The 16,381-nt window shown below is 56.6% G+C and carries 9 protein-coding genes and 5 pseudogenes; 9 read left to right on the forward strand and 5 right to left on the reverse strand.

Annotation, left to right across the window (positions count from 1 at the left end; genetic code table 11):
- Positions 1-107 precede the first annotated feature (107 nt).
- The 5 genes and pseudogenes from fhuB to hrpB form a co-directional block, all read right to left on the reverse strand.
- Positions 108-2,020 (reverse strand): annotated as a pseudogene (gene fhuB, locus CS369_RS00880) (Fe(3+)-hydroxamate ABC transporter permease FhuB).
- Positions 2,004-2,876: a Fe(3+)-hydroxamate ABC transporter substrate-binding protein FhuD gene (gene fhuD, locus CS369_RS00885; protein ID WP_196905672.1), complete on the reverse strand. Its 873-nt coding sequence runs from the start codon at positions 2,874-2,876 to the stop codon at positions 2,004-2,006. The pseudogene fhuB and the gene fhuD overlap by 17 nt, the downstream one beginning before the upstream one ends.
- A gap of 44 nt (positions 2,877-2,920) precedes the next feature.
- Positions 2,921-3,715 (reverse strand): Fe3+-hydroxamate ABC transporter ATP-binding protein FhuC, encoded by a 795-nt coding sequence (gene fhuC / locus CS369_RS00890; protein WP_196905673.1) that lies wholly within the window; start codon positions 3,713-3,715, stop codon positions 2,921-2,923.
- Between the two features lie 411 nt (positions 3,716-4,126).
- Complete coding sequence (gene mrcB / locus CS369_RS00895) at positions 4,127-6,592, reverse strand: bifunctional glycosyl transferase/transpeptidase (protein WP_196905640.1); 2,466 nt, start codon at positions 6,590-6,592, stop codon at positions 4,127-4,129.
- A 135-nt stretch (positions 6,593-6,727) separates the two neighbouring features.
- Positions 6,728-9,193, reverse strand: a pseudogene (gene hrpB, locus CS369_RS00900) (ATP-dependent helicase HrpB).
- Positions 9,194-9,323: 130 nt separating this feature from the next.
- Here hrpB and CS369_RS00905 point away from each other — a divergent pair.
- From CS369_RS00905 to panD, 9 genes and pseudogenes are all read left to right on the forward strand, one after another.
- Positions 9,324-9,792 (forward strand): annotated as a pseudogene (locus CS369_RS00905) (2'-5' RNA ligase family protein).
- Between the two features lie 4 nt (positions 9,793-9,796).
- A complete protein-coding gene (sfsA, locus tag CS369_RS00910) occupies positions 9,797-10,528 on the forward strand; it encodes a DNA/RNA nuclease SfsA (protein ID WP_196905642.1) in 732 nt (243 codons plus the stop codon).
- Between the two features lie 180 nt (positions 10,529-10,708).
- Positions 10,709-11,164 (forward strand): RNA polymerase-binding protein DksA, encoded by a 456-nt coding sequence (gene dksA, locus CS369_RS00915; RefSeq protein WP_196905643.1) that lies wholly within the window; start codon positions 10,709-10,711, stop codon positions 11,162-11,164.
- Positions 11,165-11,265: 101 nt separating this feature from the next.
- On the forward strand, positions 11,266-12,171 hold the full coding sequence (gluQRS, locus tag CS369_RS00920) for a tRNA glutamyl-Q(34) synthetase GluQRS (protein WP_196905674.1): 906 nt from the start codon (positions 11,266-11,268) through the stop codon (positions 12,169-12,171).
- 61 nt (positions 12,172-12,232) lie between these two features.
- The gene (gene pcnB / locus CS369_RS00925) at positions 12,233-13,636 is read left to right on the forward strand and encodes a polynucleotide adenylyltransferase PcnB (RefSeq protein WP_210769470.1); all 1,404 of its coding nucleotides are present in this window, start codon (positions 12,233-12,235) and stop codon (positions 13,634-13,636) included.
- Positions 13,633-14,124: a 2-amino-4-hydroxy-6-hydroxymethyldihydropteridine diphosphokinase gene (gene folK, locus CS369_RS00930; protein WP_196905644.1), complete on the forward strand. Its 492-nt coding sequence runs from the start codon at positions 13,633-13,635 to the stop codon at positions 14,122-14,124. The genes pcnB and folK overlap by 4 nt, the downstream gene beginning before the upstream one ends.
- 98 nt (positions 14,125-14,222) lie before the next feature.
- Positions 14,223-15,017, forward strand: a complete 795-nt coding sequence (panB, locus tag CS369_RS00935) for a 3-methyl-2-oxobutanoate hydroxymethyltransferase (RefSeq protein WP_196905645.1) — start codon at positions 14,223-14,225, stop codon at positions 15,015-15,017.
- A 63-nt stretch (positions 15,018-15,080) separates the two neighbouring features.
- Positions 15,081-15,935 (forward strand): annotated as a pseudogene (panC, locus tag CS369_RS00940) (pantoate--beta-alanine ligase).
- A gap of 34 nt (positions 15,936-15,969) precedes the next feature.
- A pseudogene (gene panD / locus CS369_RS00945) lies at positions 15,970-16,350 on the forward strand (aspartate 1-decarboxylase).
- Positions 16,351-16,381 lie beyond the last annotated feature (31 nt).

The raw sequence follows: 16,381 nt of genomic DNA on the forward strand, positions 1-16,381 counted from the left end.
ATTGAATACACATAACATTAAATAATAGTAATCATAGTGATAATGATTTGTATTTAATTCGTAAATAGGATTTACCTGTTGGCACGGTTTTCCCTGCCAACAGGTCGTTAATGGACTTGTTTACGCAGCAGATAAATAAAGTAAGGCGCGCCGATAAAGGTCGCCAGCAGACCAGCAGGCACCTGATTAAGAAACAGGATCATGCGCGCCAGATGCGGTGCCATCAGCCCGACAAAGCTGAGCGGCCCTACCGTCAGGGTTGCCATCGCGGTCAACACTGATGCCAACAGCAAAATCAGCAAGCGTACTGGCGTGACAGCAACGCCTAACGCCTGGGAAGTCACGCTCCCCAACGGCAAAATGCGCAGCCAACGCTGGCACAAGGGCACCATTAGCACCAACACCAGTGCCACACCTGCGGTGTTGATCGCCTGTTCAGATTCAACGCCGTATGTCGACCCAGAAATCCAGGTGATTACGCCGCTCATGCGCGGATCACCGCTCGCCAGCAGCAGCGTAAGCACGGTGGAAAATGCGGTACTGAGAGCAATCCCGGCCAATAGCATGCGCTGTGTGGAAAATCCACCGCGACTGGCGATGGTGATCATCACCAGCAGTGTCAACGCCGCGCCAGCGCTGCCCGCTGGCAACTGCCATGCGCTGGTGTCTCCCGGAATCAGGAACAGCAACAGAATAACCCCGGTCGCCGCCCCCGCGCTGATGCCCAACACTTCCGGGCTGCCCATCGGGTTAGCCGTCAGTTTCTGGATCAGTGTGCCTGCCATCGCCAGCATCATGCCCGCCGTCAATGCCGCCACCGCGCGCGGCCAACGCCAGGGCAACAATTGCGCCAGTTCCTCGCCGCGGCTCCATCGCCAGCCTTGTGCGCCTTTACCCAGCATCAGCGCTATCGCCAGAGCGACCAGCAACAGTACTATCCCAGCCAACAGCCAACAGCCAACAGCCAGCGTCCCCAGCGGGGTGCCACGGCGTTAATGTCTCCGGCTGGTGCTAACGCAGGCTGGTGCGTGGTGCGTAAGCACGGCAGCAGCCACAGCAGCAGTGGGGCACCAATCAGCGCCGTCACCGCCCCCGTCGGCACTTCACGCCAGACGCGGGTCAGCCACAGCACGGTTTGATCGGTCAATCCCAGCAGCAGCGCCCCCAGCAATGGGGCCAGCCAGAGCCGTTGCTACAAGCGACGAGCACCCAGCATGCGGGCCAGCAACGGGGCAAACAGGCCAACAAAGCCGATAATCCCCGCCACGTTCACCAGTTGAGCGCTGAGAAAAATCGCAACACCAAGCGTGGTTAAGCGCGCCAACATCAGGCCTAATCCCAGATTACGCGCCACGCCATCATCCAGTCCCAACAGCGTCAATGGACGCAACAGCAGCAACGCCAGCGCAAAACACACCAGCAACCGGGGAAATAGAAACGCCACACGGCTCCAATCCTGCTGGTTCAGCATGCCGCTGCTACACAAAAACAGATTCTGTAGCTGCTCATGGTTAAACAGCACCAGCAATTGATTGACGGCAGCACAGTAAAAACTCAGCACCAGTCCAGCGAGCAGCAACGTGATCGGTGACATCTGCTTGCCCCACGCGAGGCCAAACACCAGTACGCAGATACCGAGCGCGCCTGCCATCGCCATCCACTGCAGCGCGACGTCGCCGCCCGGCAGCATCCATAAGGTTGCAACCATCACCCCTAGCTGAGCACCGGTGGCAACGCCCAGCGTAGCCGGTTCCGCGAGCAGATTGCGCAGCACCTGTTGAAACAGCAGCCCCGCCAGCCCTAGCCCCGCGCCGACCAGCAGCGAGAGCGCCACGCGCGGTAACAGGCTGTAATGGAACAGCAGTTGGCGCAAATAATCCGTTTCGGGGTTGGCGACGGCCTGCCACCACGTCGCCACTGGCAATGCGTGGCGCAGATTGACGGCCATCATCAACAGCAGCACCGCCAGCATGCCGACCACGATCAGCACCGCTCCAGAGCGCTTAGGTGTTGGCGTCATGACGAGCCTCCAGTGCATCCTGCAATACCTGACAAAAACGCATTGCAGACAGCGTGCTGCCATACAGCCACACCGCCGGTACGCGCTGCCAGCGTTGCTGGCGCACAAACGGCAACGCCTGGCATAACGGGCAGCGTTCTACCTGCGCCATCATGGCCTCGTCACCATGACCAAAACAGATGGCGTTGGCATCCTGAATTTCCGCCAAACGCTCAACGCCCACCACCACGCTGCCCCAGAAGCTGGTTTCTTCACGCCAGGAGTTTTCAATGCCGAGTTCATCCATCACTTCCTGAAACAGGCTGTTCTTCGCGATAATCAAAACGTGCGTGCTGTCGATAAAAGAGAACAGCAACAGTGGACGACGGGTGTAGGGCTGCAACTTCACCTTGGCCTGCTGCATAAAGGTTGAGAAGGATTGCAGATGCTGTTCCGCGGCGTCGGGGATGGCTAACCGCTGTGCCAACTGGCGCAGCGACGCTTTTGCCATGGTCAGCGGCCGTCCGGCTTCGTTATTAAAGGTTAACCCCATGGTCGGGGCAATGCGCGACATTTTCTCTACCGACGGGCCGTAACCCGCGGAGTAGACCATCAACGAAGGCCGCAACTGCGCCAACAGTTCCATATTAGGTTCAGTACGGAAGCCGACATCAATCACCGACTCGGGCAGTTGCGGCTCAGCGACCCATAGCCGGTAATTCGGGATTTCAGCCACACCCAGCGGCGTAACGCCCAGTGCCAGCAGCAGTTCAGCAGGCAACCACTCGAGCGCCACGATGCGCCGTAGGTCTGGCGGCGTCTCGGTTTTTGCCCAGGCGGAGAAGCACAGGGGGGAAAGCAACAGTGCCGTCAGCAGGCGACGGCGATCCTAATTGATACGATGAGATAACAAAGCCATCTTTAGCACACAAAGCTTACTGGCGCACCGCCGCCAGGATGCGGCAGGATTCCCATCGGAATGCCGTACACCGCTTCAAGCACCTGTGGCGTCATGATGGCATCAGGCGTCCCTTGCGCAATCATTTCGCCACCGCGCAACGCCACCAGATAATCGCAGTAGCGTGCCGCCATATTGATATCGTGCAGCACGGCGATCACCGTCAGTCCTTGCTCTCGGCTCATACGTTGGATCAGGGCCAGTACCTCTACCTGATGCGCAATGTCTAACGCCGATGTCGGCTCATCCAGCAGCAGACAGCGACTGTCCTGCGCCACCGTCATTGCCAGCCAGGCGCGTTGACGCTCACCGCCAGACAAGCTGTCAACCAGACGGTGAGCGAACGGCTTCAGCCCCACGACGGCGATAGTATTTTCCACTTTTTCGCGATCGGTGCTGCCAAAGCGCCCCAGCGCGCCGTGCCACGGGTAACATCCGAGCGCAACCAGCTCACGCATCGTCATACCTTCCGCAGCAGGAAGTTGCTGAGGCAGATAAGCAACCTGTCGGGCAAAGAATTTGCTGTCCCAGCCGGGCAACGGCGTGTCCTTGACCGATATCACGCCGCTCCTTGGCGTTTGATGACGCCCCAGCATCTTCAACAACGTTGATTTACCTGAACCTTTGTGGCCAATCAATCCACACACTTTACCGATGGGAAATGTCAGAGTAAGCGAATGCAGCAGGGTGCGACCAGGCACAGCGAAGCTGACATCTTCGAGACGAAAGGTGGTATCCGGCCCATTATCAGCCCGCATCGATTCATTAGAAGAGGTGTCTGGATTTTGCATAACCGTCGTAACCAGTTTTTTTTGTTCGCAATTTGTCAGGTAGCAGCGCTTTTTACCGTGGTGCTACCGACGCAAAAGAGAACTATAATGATTATTATCAAGAGCGGGAATGATAGGCGGACGGGATCCCTCTCGCAAGCAATTTATACCCGTCAGACTTCACGTTACAGGTGCGTTGGCTGCTCTCGTTATTCGGCCCATCCTTGGGCTTCACCTCTTACGAGGCCGCCGCACGCGGCGTTCAAACCTGCTCCCGGCAGATTTGTCATTCACTTGCCGCCTTCCCGCAACGCGAATTATTTAGGGTATAGGCCCAAAAAACACAACGCCCCGGCGCAGGTCGCGTCGGGGCGTTGTTCATCACGGTAAACCGCGTGATTACTGACCAAACATCTCTTTGATCCAGTCTGCGACACCGCTGTCGTTTTGCTGTGCGGGCGCTTGTTGCTGCTGTTGTGCGCTCTGGCACAGCGCCTGCGGATTTTCCGTCCACACTGGCAATGCCCGGCCTGCGCTGCCATTACAGATAAACTGGCCGCCGCCATCGACGGTCATGGTAGCGATGCCTTCCGGCGGCGTCAGCATCAGCGCCAGCGGCGTCTGGTTTTCCATATAGCGGCGATACAGCGTTAGCGCACCGTTGGCACCGGTCAGTTTTGCCGGACCGTTGTTATCGCGCCCCACCCAGGTGATCGCCACTTCTTTGCCATCAACACCAGCAAACCAGCTGTCGCGCAGGTCGTTGGTGGTCCCGGTTTTCGCCGCCAGATGGTAATTGGGGAACTTCACCGCCAATGAGCGTGAAGTTCCCCGTTCAACTACCTGCTGCATGCCATACAGCGTCAGGTACGCCGCCTGAGCCGGCACCGCTCGCTCAGCCTGCGGGAAGCTTTGATACAGCACGCTGCCGTCTTCCGCAATCACCGAACGCAGCGCCGACAACGGCGCGCGATTACCGCCGCTGGCGATGGTTTGATACTCCTGCGCTACTTCCATCGGTGTCAGGCTGATAGCCCCCAGCAGCATGGCGGGCACCGGTTGGATCACCTCTTTCGGGATACCCAAACGTTGCAGCGTATTGCTGATCTGATCCAGCCCAACCGTCATCCCCAGATTGACCGTCGGCACGTTAAGCGAGTTGGCTAATGCATCCACCAACATCACGCGTCCACGGAACTGGCGATCGTAGTTGTTCGGCTGCCACACCTGCCCGTTCGGCTGCTTGAGCGAGAGTGGTTCATCCGCCAACCAGGTGTTGAGACGGAAGGTGTCGGGCTGACTCAACGCGGTCAGGTAGGTCGGCGGTTTTGCCAGTGAACCCACAGGACGACGCGCTTGCATGGCACGGTTAAAACCGGCGTATTGGGTTTGAGCCCCGCCCACCATGGCGCGAATTTCACCGCTGAAACGATCGACAACCACCATGGCAGATTCCAGATCGCTAACGTTGCGTGCCGCACGCAGCGCAGGAATCCCCTCTTCCACCGCTTTTTCAGCCGCATCCTGCGACACCGGATCCAGCGTTGTGAAAATCTTCACGCCGGAAAGATCTTTTACCTTATCTCCCAGGCGCTGCTGCAACTCCTGACGCACCAACTGCATAAAGGCAGGTTGCGGTGTGATCACGCCCCCTTTCGGCTGCACCCCTAACGTGCGTGCGCTCAGCATGTTGTAGAGATCTTCGTCAATAATCTGCTGGTTTTGCAGCAAACGCAGCACCAGATTACGGCGTTCTAATGTCAGTTGCGGGTTACGCCACGGGTTATACAGCGAAGCGCCTTTTACCATGCCGACCAACAGTGCCTGCTGATCCAGACTCAGTTCATTAACCGGACGACCGAAGTAGTAAAGGCTGGCAAGCGGGAAACCACGAATCTGATCGTTGCCGCTCTGGCCGAGATACACTTCGTTCAGGTACAGCTCAAGAATGCGATCTTTGCTGTAGCGGTAATCCATGATCAACGCCATGTAAGCTTCGTTCGCTTTACGCCACAGGGAGCGTTCATTGGTGAGAAATAGGTTTTTCACCAACTGCTGCGTCAGGGTACTCCCTCCCTGCACCGTGCGACCTGCCGTGATGTTCGCCAGAAAAGCACGGCCAATAGACAGGAAGCTGATGCCGTCATGCTGGTAAAAATGGCGGTCTTCAGTCGCGACCAGCGTATCAACCAGTAAATCTGGGAAACCGGAGCGCTGCACGAACAGCCGCTGCTCCCCGTTAGGGGATTGCATCATGGTGATCAGGCGCGGATCGAGGCGGAAGAAACCAAAATTAAGTTGGTTCTCCAGATTTTGGATCTGAGCCAAACGATCGTTGGTAAAGATCAGTCGGGCATTGATCTGCCCTTCCTTACCATCGGGGAAATCGAACGGGCGGCGAAGTATATCAATGGTATTGCCACGCACGCTGAATTCGCCCGGCCGGGTGATACGCGATACCTGACGGTATTGCATCCCTTCCAGCAGGTTTATCATCTCTTTCTGGCTGTATGACATGCCCGGTTCGAGGTTCACCATGCGGCCATAAACGGCCGCAGGCAACTGCCACACTTTGCCTTCAATTCGGCTGCGAATCTGGCTGTCAAGATAGACGCCATACAGCGCAAGAACCACGGTGAATAGCAGCGACAGCTTAATGAACAACCCAAGCCAGCGTCTTTTTTTACGCGGTTTTTTGCTCATCTCGTCCTCATCGTCTTCTTCATCAATGTCATCCTGATAGACGTCATCCTCTTCTTCATAGTCATCCCTTCGACTACGACGCCGGGTCGCCTGAGGGCGCGGCGGTTTTCGTCCTGACGCTCTTCCTTTGCGTCCGATAGGTTCACGATCGTCCTGTGACATTGCGGCTACTTCTCCGTCAGGTTAATGACAATAACAGCACCACTATAGACGTAGGCGCTGGCTGTCGTCGCTTACTCTGTTGTTCCGCCCGGTTTCAGAAAAGCAGAACCGTCTGAAATACGTTGCAATAACGTATCAAGGCGTCTGGTATTTCTTCGTGCGCCGCGTCGGCGCAGTATTGGCAGGATCGTCCGGCCATACGTGTTTGGGATAACGCCCTTTCATCTCTTTTTGCACCTCACGGTACGCGCCTTGCCAGAATGCGGCCAGATCGCGCGTAATCTGCAAAGGTCGGTGCGCCGGAGAGAGCAGCTCCAACACCACGGCAACGCGCCCTTCTGCCACCGTGGGGTTTTGCCGCTCGCCAAACATCTCCTGCATACGCACCGCTAGCGCCGGCGGCTGATCGTGATGATAGCGCAACGGCAGATGGCTGCAGCCCGGTGCGGTGTAATGGCGCGGCAGTGCGCTTTCCAGCCGCTGTCGCAGCGGCCAATCCAGCAGGCGCAGCAACGCATCGTAAAGGTCAATCTGTCGCAGTGTACGCACATCGCGCACGCCGTGCAGCGATGGCAGCAACCAAGTATCCAACTTTGCCAGCAGAGCCTCATCGTCCATGGCGGGCCAGTCGCCCTAGGAGAGCCAACGCTGCGCGCAAGCCACGCGTATCCGCAGTTGTTCCGCGTCGTTTTGCCAGTTGAGTGCAGCCAGACCCTGCTCGCGCACCCAGTTGAGCAGCGCCTGCTGCATCGCCTCATCAGAGGGTTTATTCAGCGGCTGGTGACGCAGCGTCAAGCAGCCAATGCACTCACGTCGACTGGCGCGCAGGGTACCTTTTTCTTCATCCCAGTGCACGATGTTCTGTTCTGATACCAGGTCAGGGCGCTGCGCGATAAGCGCATCAATATCAACGGGCAGCGCCAGCGTAATGCGCGCATCAGCGTTCTGCCCCCTCTCGGCCAACATAAGTGTCGGTACAATCAGCCACTCCTGCGCCGCCAACGGCTGGTCCATTGGCAAGCGTGCGCCCAGCCCGCTTGCCAACTGATAACGACCATCGGCACTGCGTCGTTGGGCAATGCGATCGGGATAGGCAAAAGCCAGCAGCGCGGGCAATGCGGCAAAGTTCTGCGGCTCGCGCCAGCTTGCCGATTTTCCCGCCAGACACGTCATCAACTGCGTAGCACGCTGCAGCCAGGAGGGCGAAGGCCGCGCAAGTAAACGCTCAATGTCTATCGACCCCATACGCGGCGGTTCTTCTAATAACAGCGTTACCAACAGACAGGCGGTGGCCTGCGTTTGCGCATCCTGCTGTGCGGTGCTGTGCAGCATCGCCGCCAAACGAGGCTCGATGCCCAGTCGGGCGATATGGCGTCCGCGGATCGTAAGCTTCCCGGCATTGTCGGTTACCTGCAATTGCGTCAGCAAACGACGTGCAGCATCAAGAGCTGGCGTCGGCGGGGTATCCAGCCAGATGAGCGACTCAGCGGAGGCGCAGCCCCATTGCAACAATTCAAGCCAGACGCTGCTCAAATCGCTGTTTAACATTTCCGGGCTGCTCTGTGCGGCAGCACGCTCCGCCTGATCTTTGGCGCACAGGTGCACGCACAAGCCCGCTTCAAGTCGTCCGGCGCGCCCCGCCCGTTGCGTCATCGATGCCTGACTGATGCGCTGCGTCACCAAGCGCGTCAGCCCGCTTTTCACATCAAAACGGGCAACGCGCTCCAGTCCACTATCGACCACCAGCCGAATACCTTCAATTGTCAGGCTGGTTTCTGCAATATTGGTGGACAACACCACTTTACGCCGCCCCGGTGCGGCAGGGAGAATCGCTTTCTGCTGGTCGGCCAGCGTCAACGCGCCATACAGTGGACAGAGGTCCACATCACTGGTAAGCGTCTCTTGCAGCATGGCCTCCACCCGTTTGATCTCCGCTACACTGGGCAAAAACACCAACGCCGATCCGGGCTGTTCCGTCAGCAAACGGCGAATCTGCCGGGCGATGCCCTCTTCCAACCGTTCCTGGTTGCCCAACGGCTGATAGTGGCGATCCACCGGAAAAGCCCACCCTTGTGATACTACCGTCTCCGCCGTCGGTAATAGTGCAGCCAAACGCGCGTTATCCAGCGTGGCGGACATAATGAGCAGCACCAGATCCTCGCGTAGCCCTTGCTGAACATCAAGCAGTAGAGCCAATGCCAAATCCGCCTGCAAGCTGCGCTCGTGAAATTCATCCAGAATCACCAGCGACACGCCCGTCAGTTCGGCATCCCGTTGCAGCATGCGTGTCAACACCCCTTCAGTGACCACTTCGATGCGCGTCTGGGGGCCGACGCGCGTTTCAGCGCGCATGCGGTAACCGATGGTGCCAGCCGGTGTTTCACCCAATTGTTCCGCCAGGCGTCACGCCACGTTTTTGGCCGCTAACCGACGCGGCTCAAGTAAAATGATCCGGCCAGAGAACCCGCCCATTTCCAGCAGTTTTAGCGGCAGCCAGGTGGATTTTCCCGCTCCGGTGGGTGCGTGCAATAAAACTTGAGGCGCGCGGCCTAACGCGTCAATGACCTCATTCAGCACGACGCTGACCGGCGGTAAACTCACAGCATTTTCCTCTACAATAGCGTCTTCCTGGCGCAACGCATGTTCGCACAAAATAAGGCATTGCGCGAAAGCGGTGGTTGTCGCCTTCGAATCGGCATTGTAGCATCCTCGGTTATCCGCGTAGAGAGCCATGTTAAGCACACGCCGCCTGTTTTTTTGCCTTGTCCTTACCCGATTCACTGGCACAAACGCTGGTTCAGTCGCGTGCCCAGCACTTTACCCCGGAGGCGGGACGCCCGGTCGCTGCCGCCAATATGCATATGACGCTGGCCTTTTTGGGTGACGTGAGCGAGCAAAAAGAGCGCGCCCTTCGGCTGCTGGCCGACAGAATCCGTCAGGCACCGCGCGGCTTGCTACAATTGGCCGCGCTGCTGCGATCGCAAACGGCACGCAGCGGTTGCTACCAAAGCCCGCAGCCCTTTCACCCGCATATCACACTGTTGCGCGGTGCCACGCGCCCCATGGCGCTTCCCCCCGCCAATTTTGACTGGACGTTGTCGGCCGAGCGCTTTGCCCTGTATGAATCTCGCTGGGAACAGGGAAAAACCCGCTATCAACAGGTCGCGGAATGGCCGTTGGCCCACCCTAACGCAGGATAACCCGATGAACTTTACGCCGCCGCTCAAACCGGCACGGCTGATTAAGCGTTACAAACGCTTCCTTGCCGATGTGGTTACGCCAGAAGGAGAAACCTTTATGCTGCACTGTGCCAACACCGGTGCGATGACCGGGTGCGCCACACCGGGTGATACAGTGTGGTACTCCACCTCGGATAACCCCAAGCGTAAATATGCGCACAGTTGGGAACTTACAGAAACCGCGCAGGGGCATTGGATTTGTGTCAATACGCTGCGCGCCAATCATCTGGTGCATGAAGCGCTGCTGGCACAACGCATTCCTGAGTTGGCTGGCTACCACCAAATCACCCCCGAAGTGAAATATGGCACGGAGAACAGCCGCATTGACCTGCTGTTACAGGCACCGGGGCAGATTAACTGCTATATTGAGGTGAAGTCAGTTACATTATTGCAACAAACTCCGTTGCATATGTCGCCTCAACAGGGATTTTTTCCCGACGCCGTGACGCAGCGCGGACAAAAACACCTGCGCGAATTGATGCAGGTGGCCGAAAACAGCGAACGTGCAGTGCTGTTTTTCGCAGTACTGCACTCTGGCATCGCCGAGGTTGCGCCTGCACAGCACATCGATGCCCGCTATGCAGAATTATTTTGCGAAGCGCGGCAAAAGGGGGTTGAAATTTTTTGCTATGCCACCACATTATGCCCTGACGGTATTACGCTCACGTACCCGTTGCCGTTAACCGTAACGCGATAAAGACGGTAGGTGCCTTTACCTGTTGTTTATTATCGGATGTGACGACGAGGTTCCTGACACCTTATCAGGCCTGTGACAGGAATTATTGCCAACCCCAGTTCCATCTGCTATTTATAGCGGCCTATTTTTCTCTCCCCTTAGGGATCGATAGTGCGTGTCGTGTTATGTAGGAGAAGCAACATGCAAGAAGAGCAAAACCGTAAGACATCTTCTCTGAGCATTCTCGCAATTGCCGGAGTGGAGCCGTACCAGGAAAAGCCGGGCGAAGAGTACATGAACGACGCCCAATTAGCTCATTTCAAGCGTATTCTTGAAGCATGGCGCAATCAACTCAGGGATGAAGTGGATCGCACCGTTTCCCATATGCGCGATGAAGCAGCCAACTTCCCGGATCCGGTCGATCGCGCCGCACAGGAAGAAGAGTTCAGTCTGGAACTGCGTAACCGCGATCGGGAACGCAAGTTGATCAAAAAAATTTCCAAAACACTACAGAAAATCGAAGACGAGGACTTCGGCTACTGTGATTCTTGTGGTGTTGAAATTGGTATCCGTCGCCTGGAAGCGCGTCCTACCGCCGATTTATGCATTGACTGCAAAACTCTGGCGGAAATCCGCGAGAAACAGATGGCGGGATAATCCCACTGTAGGGCGGAAAAGCTGTTCCGCTTTACGTTTTTGCCGTAGCGTCATCTCCCGGCACCGAATGCGGGAGTGACGTGCAGGTATTGTTCACCCGTATGCCTGATACCCATCGTTATACCGGCCGTTTTGCCCCATCGCCTTCCGGCGATCTTCATTTTGGTTCTCTGATCGCTGCATTAGGCAGCTATCTACAGGCACGCGCCCATGGTGGCCGCTGGCTGGTGCGCATTGAAGACATCGATCCACCGCGCGAAGTCGCTGGCGCGGCAAGTCGCATTCTTTCACAGTTGGAACACTACGGTTTGCTGTGGGATGGCCCAGTGCTTTATCAGTCCCAACGGCAAGCGCGTTATCTGGAAGTGCTAGCCACACTGAAAGCGCGCCACCAGTGCTACTACTGCGATTGCACGCGCCAACGCATTCATTCACTGGGCGGGCAGTATGATGGCCATTGCCGTACGCGCCAATTGGGCCCCACCCACGCCGTGCTGCGTTTGCGTCAAGACAACCCGGTGTTGCACTTTCACGACAGGCTGCGCGGAGAGTTGTGTGCCGACCCGGCGCTGGCACAGGAAGATTTTATCATTCACCGCCGCGATGGATTATTCGCCTATAATCTTGCCGTTGTGGTGGATGACCACGATCAAGGGGTAACGGAAATCGTGCGCGGCGCAGATCTGATCGCCCCTACCGTCCGACAGATCGCGCTCTATCAACAGCTAGGCTATCCGGTGCCAGATTACATCCATTTACCGCTGGCGCTCAACACCCAGGGAAATAAGCTTTCCAAGCAGAACCACGCGCCAGCGCTGCCGGATGGCGATCCGCGTCCGGTGTTGTTAAGCGCGCTGCGCTTTCTTAATCAGCCAGTGCCGGATCATTTGCAAGGTATGGCGTTGCCGCTCCTTTTACAGTGGGCCGTTAGCCATTGGTCGCTCACGTCAATTCCGTTAATCGGGGTGGCTGAGACAACATCGGCATTCTCAAAGGTGGCGCGGTGAGCTATGATTAGCCGCTATTTTTTGTTGTACCGTTATTTTTTCATCACTATCGAGGTGTACCATCTTTACCCGAGTCGCTAATTTCTGTCGCAAGGTACTCAGCCGCGACAATGACGTGGCCACCACGGAGCCCGTTCGTCAGGCTATGACCGTGATTCCGCGCGACCAGCATAACCTTTCGCGCAGTGATATCAGCGAAAATGCGCTGAAGGTACTCTATCGCCTGAACAAATCGGGCTATGAAGCCTATCTGGTTGGCGGCGGCGTCAGAGATCTGCTGCTGGGGAAAAAGCCAAAAGATTTTGATATCACCACCAATGCGACGCCGGAGCAGGTACGTAAATTATTTCGCAATTGCCGCCTGGTTGGCCGCCGTTTCCGCCTTGCTCACGTGATGTTTGGCCCTGAAGTGATCGAAGTCGCGACTTTTCGCGGCCATCACGAGCAACATCAGGAGCAGCAGCTAAAAACCACTTCTCAGCAGGCACAGAGCGGCATGCTGTTACGCGATAATATTTTCGGCAGCATTGAAGAAGATGCTCAACGCCGCGATTTTTCCATTAACAGCCTCTATTACAGCGTCGCCGATTTCAGCGTGCGTGATTACACCGGCGGGTTAAACGATCTGCGTCAGGGAGTGATCCGGTTGATTGGCGATCCCGAAACCCGCTATCGGGAAGATCCGGTACGCATGCTGCGCGCCGTGCGTTTTGCCGCCAAACTGAACATGACCATCAGCCCGGAAACCGCCGAGCCGATTCCACGTCTGGCGACATTGCTGCATGATATCCCCGCCGCACGCCTGTTTGAGGAATCCCTAAAGCTGTTGCAAGCGGGCTACGGTTACCCGACGTACCGTTTGCTGTGCGAATACCAACTGTTTCAGCCACTGTTTCCGCTAATCAGTCGCCACTTTACGCCTAACGGCGATAGCCATCTGGAAAAAATGGTGGCGCTGGTGTTAAAGAACACCGACCAACGGTTGCAAAATGACATGCGCGTTAATCCAGCGTTTCTGTTTGCCGCCATGCTGTGGTACCCGTTGATCGAGCATGCACAGAAACTGGCACAGGAGAGCGGATTAACCTACTTCGACTCCTTCGCCCTTGCCATGAACGACATTCTGGACGAACAGTGCCGCTCTCTTGCCATTCCCAAACGCATCACCTCGTTAGTGCGTGATATCTGGCAGTTGCAGTTGCGCCTGTCACGGCGTCAGGGCAAACGCGCCTACAAGCTGATGGAGCATCCGAAATTCCGTGCTGCCTACGATTTGTTGAGCCTGCGCGCCGAAATAGAGCGTCAGCCAGAGCTGCAACGTCTCTCTCAATGGTGGGGAGAATTCCAGGTCGCCACGCTGCCGCGCCAGCAAGCCATGCTCAGCACGTTGGATGATGGCCCTACGCCACATCGCCATTCTCGACGCCGTAAGCCGAGTGCACCGCGCAGAGAAAGAACCTCGTGACACGCGTTTATCTGGCGCTGGGTAGCAACCTGGCGCATCCGCTACAGCAGGTTAACTCCGCGCTGGCGGCGCTGGATACCGTGCCGCACACCCGCGTGCTGTGCTGCTCACCGTTTTATCGCAGTCGTCCGTTGGGTCTGCAAGATCAGCCCGACTATCTCAATGCGGTGGTGGCATTGGACACCACACTCGCGCCGGAAATTCTGCTCGACCACACCCAAGCCATTGAACAGCAGCATGGCCGCGAGCGTAAAGCTCACCGTTGGGGGCCGCGCACGCTGGATCTGGATATTCTGCTGTATGGCAATGAAACCCTGCACACCGCGCGTTTAACCGTGCCTCACTACGACATGAAAAACCGGGAATTCATGCTGTATCCGCTGGCCGATATCGCCCCGGATTTGCACTTTCCTGACGGTGAAGCGCTGGCATTGCGCTTGTCCGCCGTGCCGCGCAACGGCATGACGCAGTGGGATGAGCAAAGCTGATATCACTCAAGTCGCATTTCCCCCCTTCAACGGCTATGCCTTAAGGCAGGCTTCCTTTAAGATGCTCTCATGACTTTTTCGATTCTGGGAGGCTGCTAATGAAACCGACAACCCTGACCTACCTACGCAAATGTAAGCAGGAGAAGCGTAAATTCGCGACCATTACCGCCTATGACGCCAGCTTTGCCCGCTTATTCTACGACAATGGCATTGGCGTGATGCTGGTGGGTGATTCACTGGGCATGACGTTACAAGGCCATGATTCCACGCTGCCAGTGACCGTCAGTGACATTGCCTATCACACCCGCTGTGTACGGCGCGGTGCGCCGCTGTGCCTGCTGCTTGCCGACCTGCCGTTTATGGCTTATACCACGCCAGAGCAAACGTTTACGAATGCGGCGGAAGTGATGCGCGCCGGTGCCAACATGGTAAAACTGGAAGGCGGCCAATGTCTTGCCCCCACAGTGAAGATGCTGACCGAGCGCGCGTTACCGGTGTGCGGCCATCTGGGATTGACGCCGCAATCGGTGAATATTTTCGGTGGCTACAAGGTGCAAGGTCGCGATGAGGCCGCGGCGGCGCAATTACTGGATGATGCGTTAGCGCTGGAGGCTGCGGGAGCCCAACTGTTGGTACTGGAATGCGTGCCGGTTCCGCTGGCGCAACGTGTCACCGAGGCATTGTCGATCCCGGTTATTGGCATTGGTGCAGGTAACGTCACCGATGGTCAAATTCTGGTGATGCACGATGCGTTCGGCATCACTGGCGAGAACACCCCCAAATTTGCTAAAAACTTTTTAGCACAAAGCGCCGACATCCCCGCCGCCGCGCGTCTTTATGTGCAGGAAATTGAGCAGGGACTTTACCCTGTCGAGGAACATTCGTTCCGTTAATCTAAACCCTTTACCACAGCAAGTATTGATAAAAATGATGAATACATACAAAGGAGCAAGACCGTGTTGATTCTTGAAACCCCTTTGCTATTACGCCGTGAGATTCGCCGCTGGCGTCAAGAGGGGAAACGCATTGCATTGGTGCCTACCATGGGCAATCTACATGACGGACACATGACGCTGGTAGACGAGGCGCGGGCACGCGCCGATATTGTTATCGTCTCCATTTTCGTCAACCCGATGCAGTTCGATAAACCCGACGATCTGCAACGTTATCCACGCACCTTGCAAGAGGATTGCGAAAAGTTAACCCGCCGTAACGTGGATCTGGTGTTTGCACCGTCACCAGAGACAGTCTATCCGCATGGACTGGGCCAGCAAACATTTGTCGAGGTCCCGGGGTTGTCTACCATGCTGGAAGGCGCCAGCCGTCCGGGCCATTTTCGCGGTGTGGCCACCATTGTCAGCAAGCTGTTTAACATGGTACAACCCGATATCGCCTGCTTTGGTGAAAAGGATTACCAGCAGTTAGCGCTGATTCGCCAAATGGTGCACGACATGGGCTACGACATTGATATCGTCGGTGTGCCGATTGTCCGTGCAGCGGACGGGCTGGCACTCAGCTCGCGCAACGGTTATCTTAACCCGGAAGAGCGCTAGTCTGCGCCCGCGCTAAAACGCATCATGGATCAGATGGTAGATAAACTCAGCAACGGCGATCGACAGCTTGAGGAAATAGTAACCAGCGCCGCAGAAGCGTTACGCGAAGCCGGGTTCACGCCCGATGAGCTCTACATTCGCGATGCGGATACGCTGCAAGAACTGACCGTGGCCAGCACGCGCGCAGTGGTATTGATGGCAGCCTGGCTGGGTAAGGCCCGCTTCATTGATAATCAGCAGGTCGTTCTGGTCGATTGACTGGCATGACAGACATTAACCGAGGTAACCGACAGTGATACGCACCATGCTACAAGGTAAGCTGCACCGGGTAAAAGTCACCCAGGCAGATCTCCACTATTAAGGTTCTTGCGCCATCTATCAGAATTTCATGGATGCAGCGGGCATTCTGGAATACGAAGCCATCGATATCTACAACGTGGATAACGGGGCGCGTTTCTCTACCTATGCCATTGCGACAGAAAGAGGATCACGCATTATTTCTGTCAATGAGGCGGCGGCACGCTGCGCCTGCTTCGGCGACAAACTGATCATCTGCTCCTATGTACAGATGTCAGACGAAGAAGCGCGCACGCATCACCCGAAAGTCGCCTATTTCTCCGGTGATAACGTGATGTCGCGCCAGGCGAAGGCGATTCCGGTTCAGGTCGCCTAAAAGCAACGGTGCCATAATGGCCCCGTTTTCT

It is taken from the genome of Candidatus Symbiopectobacterium sp. 'North America' (genome assembly GCF_015762685.1).
Lineage (GTDB): Bacteria > Pseudomonadota > Gammaproteobacteria > Enterobacterales > Enterobacteriaceae > Symbiopectobacterium.

Bases quoted from the DNA above. Each gene is read 5' to 3' on its own strand.
- fhuC (WP_196905673.1), bottom strand. From the start codon at position 3,715: ATGCGGGCTGATAATGGGCCGGATACCACCTTTCGTCTCGAAGATGTC.
- mrcB (WP_196905640.1), bottom strand. From the start codon at position 6,592: ATGTCACAGGACGATCGTGAACCTATCGGACGCAAAGGAAGAGCGTCA.
- sfsA (WP_196905642.1), top strand. From the start codon at position 9,797: ATGAACTTTACGCCGCCGCTCAAACCGGCACGGCTGATTAAGCGTTAC.
- dksA (WP_196905643.1), top strand. From the start codon at position 10,709: ATGCAAGAAGAGCAAAACCGTAAGACATCTTCTCTGAGCATTCTCGCA.
- gluQRS (WP_196905674.1), top strand. From the start codon at position 11,266: ATGCCTGATACCCATCGTTATACCGGCCGTTTTGCCCCATCGCCTTCC.
- panB (WP_196905645.1), top strand. From the start codon at position 14,223: ATGAAACCGACAACCCTGACCTACCTACGCAAATGTAAGCAGGAGAAG.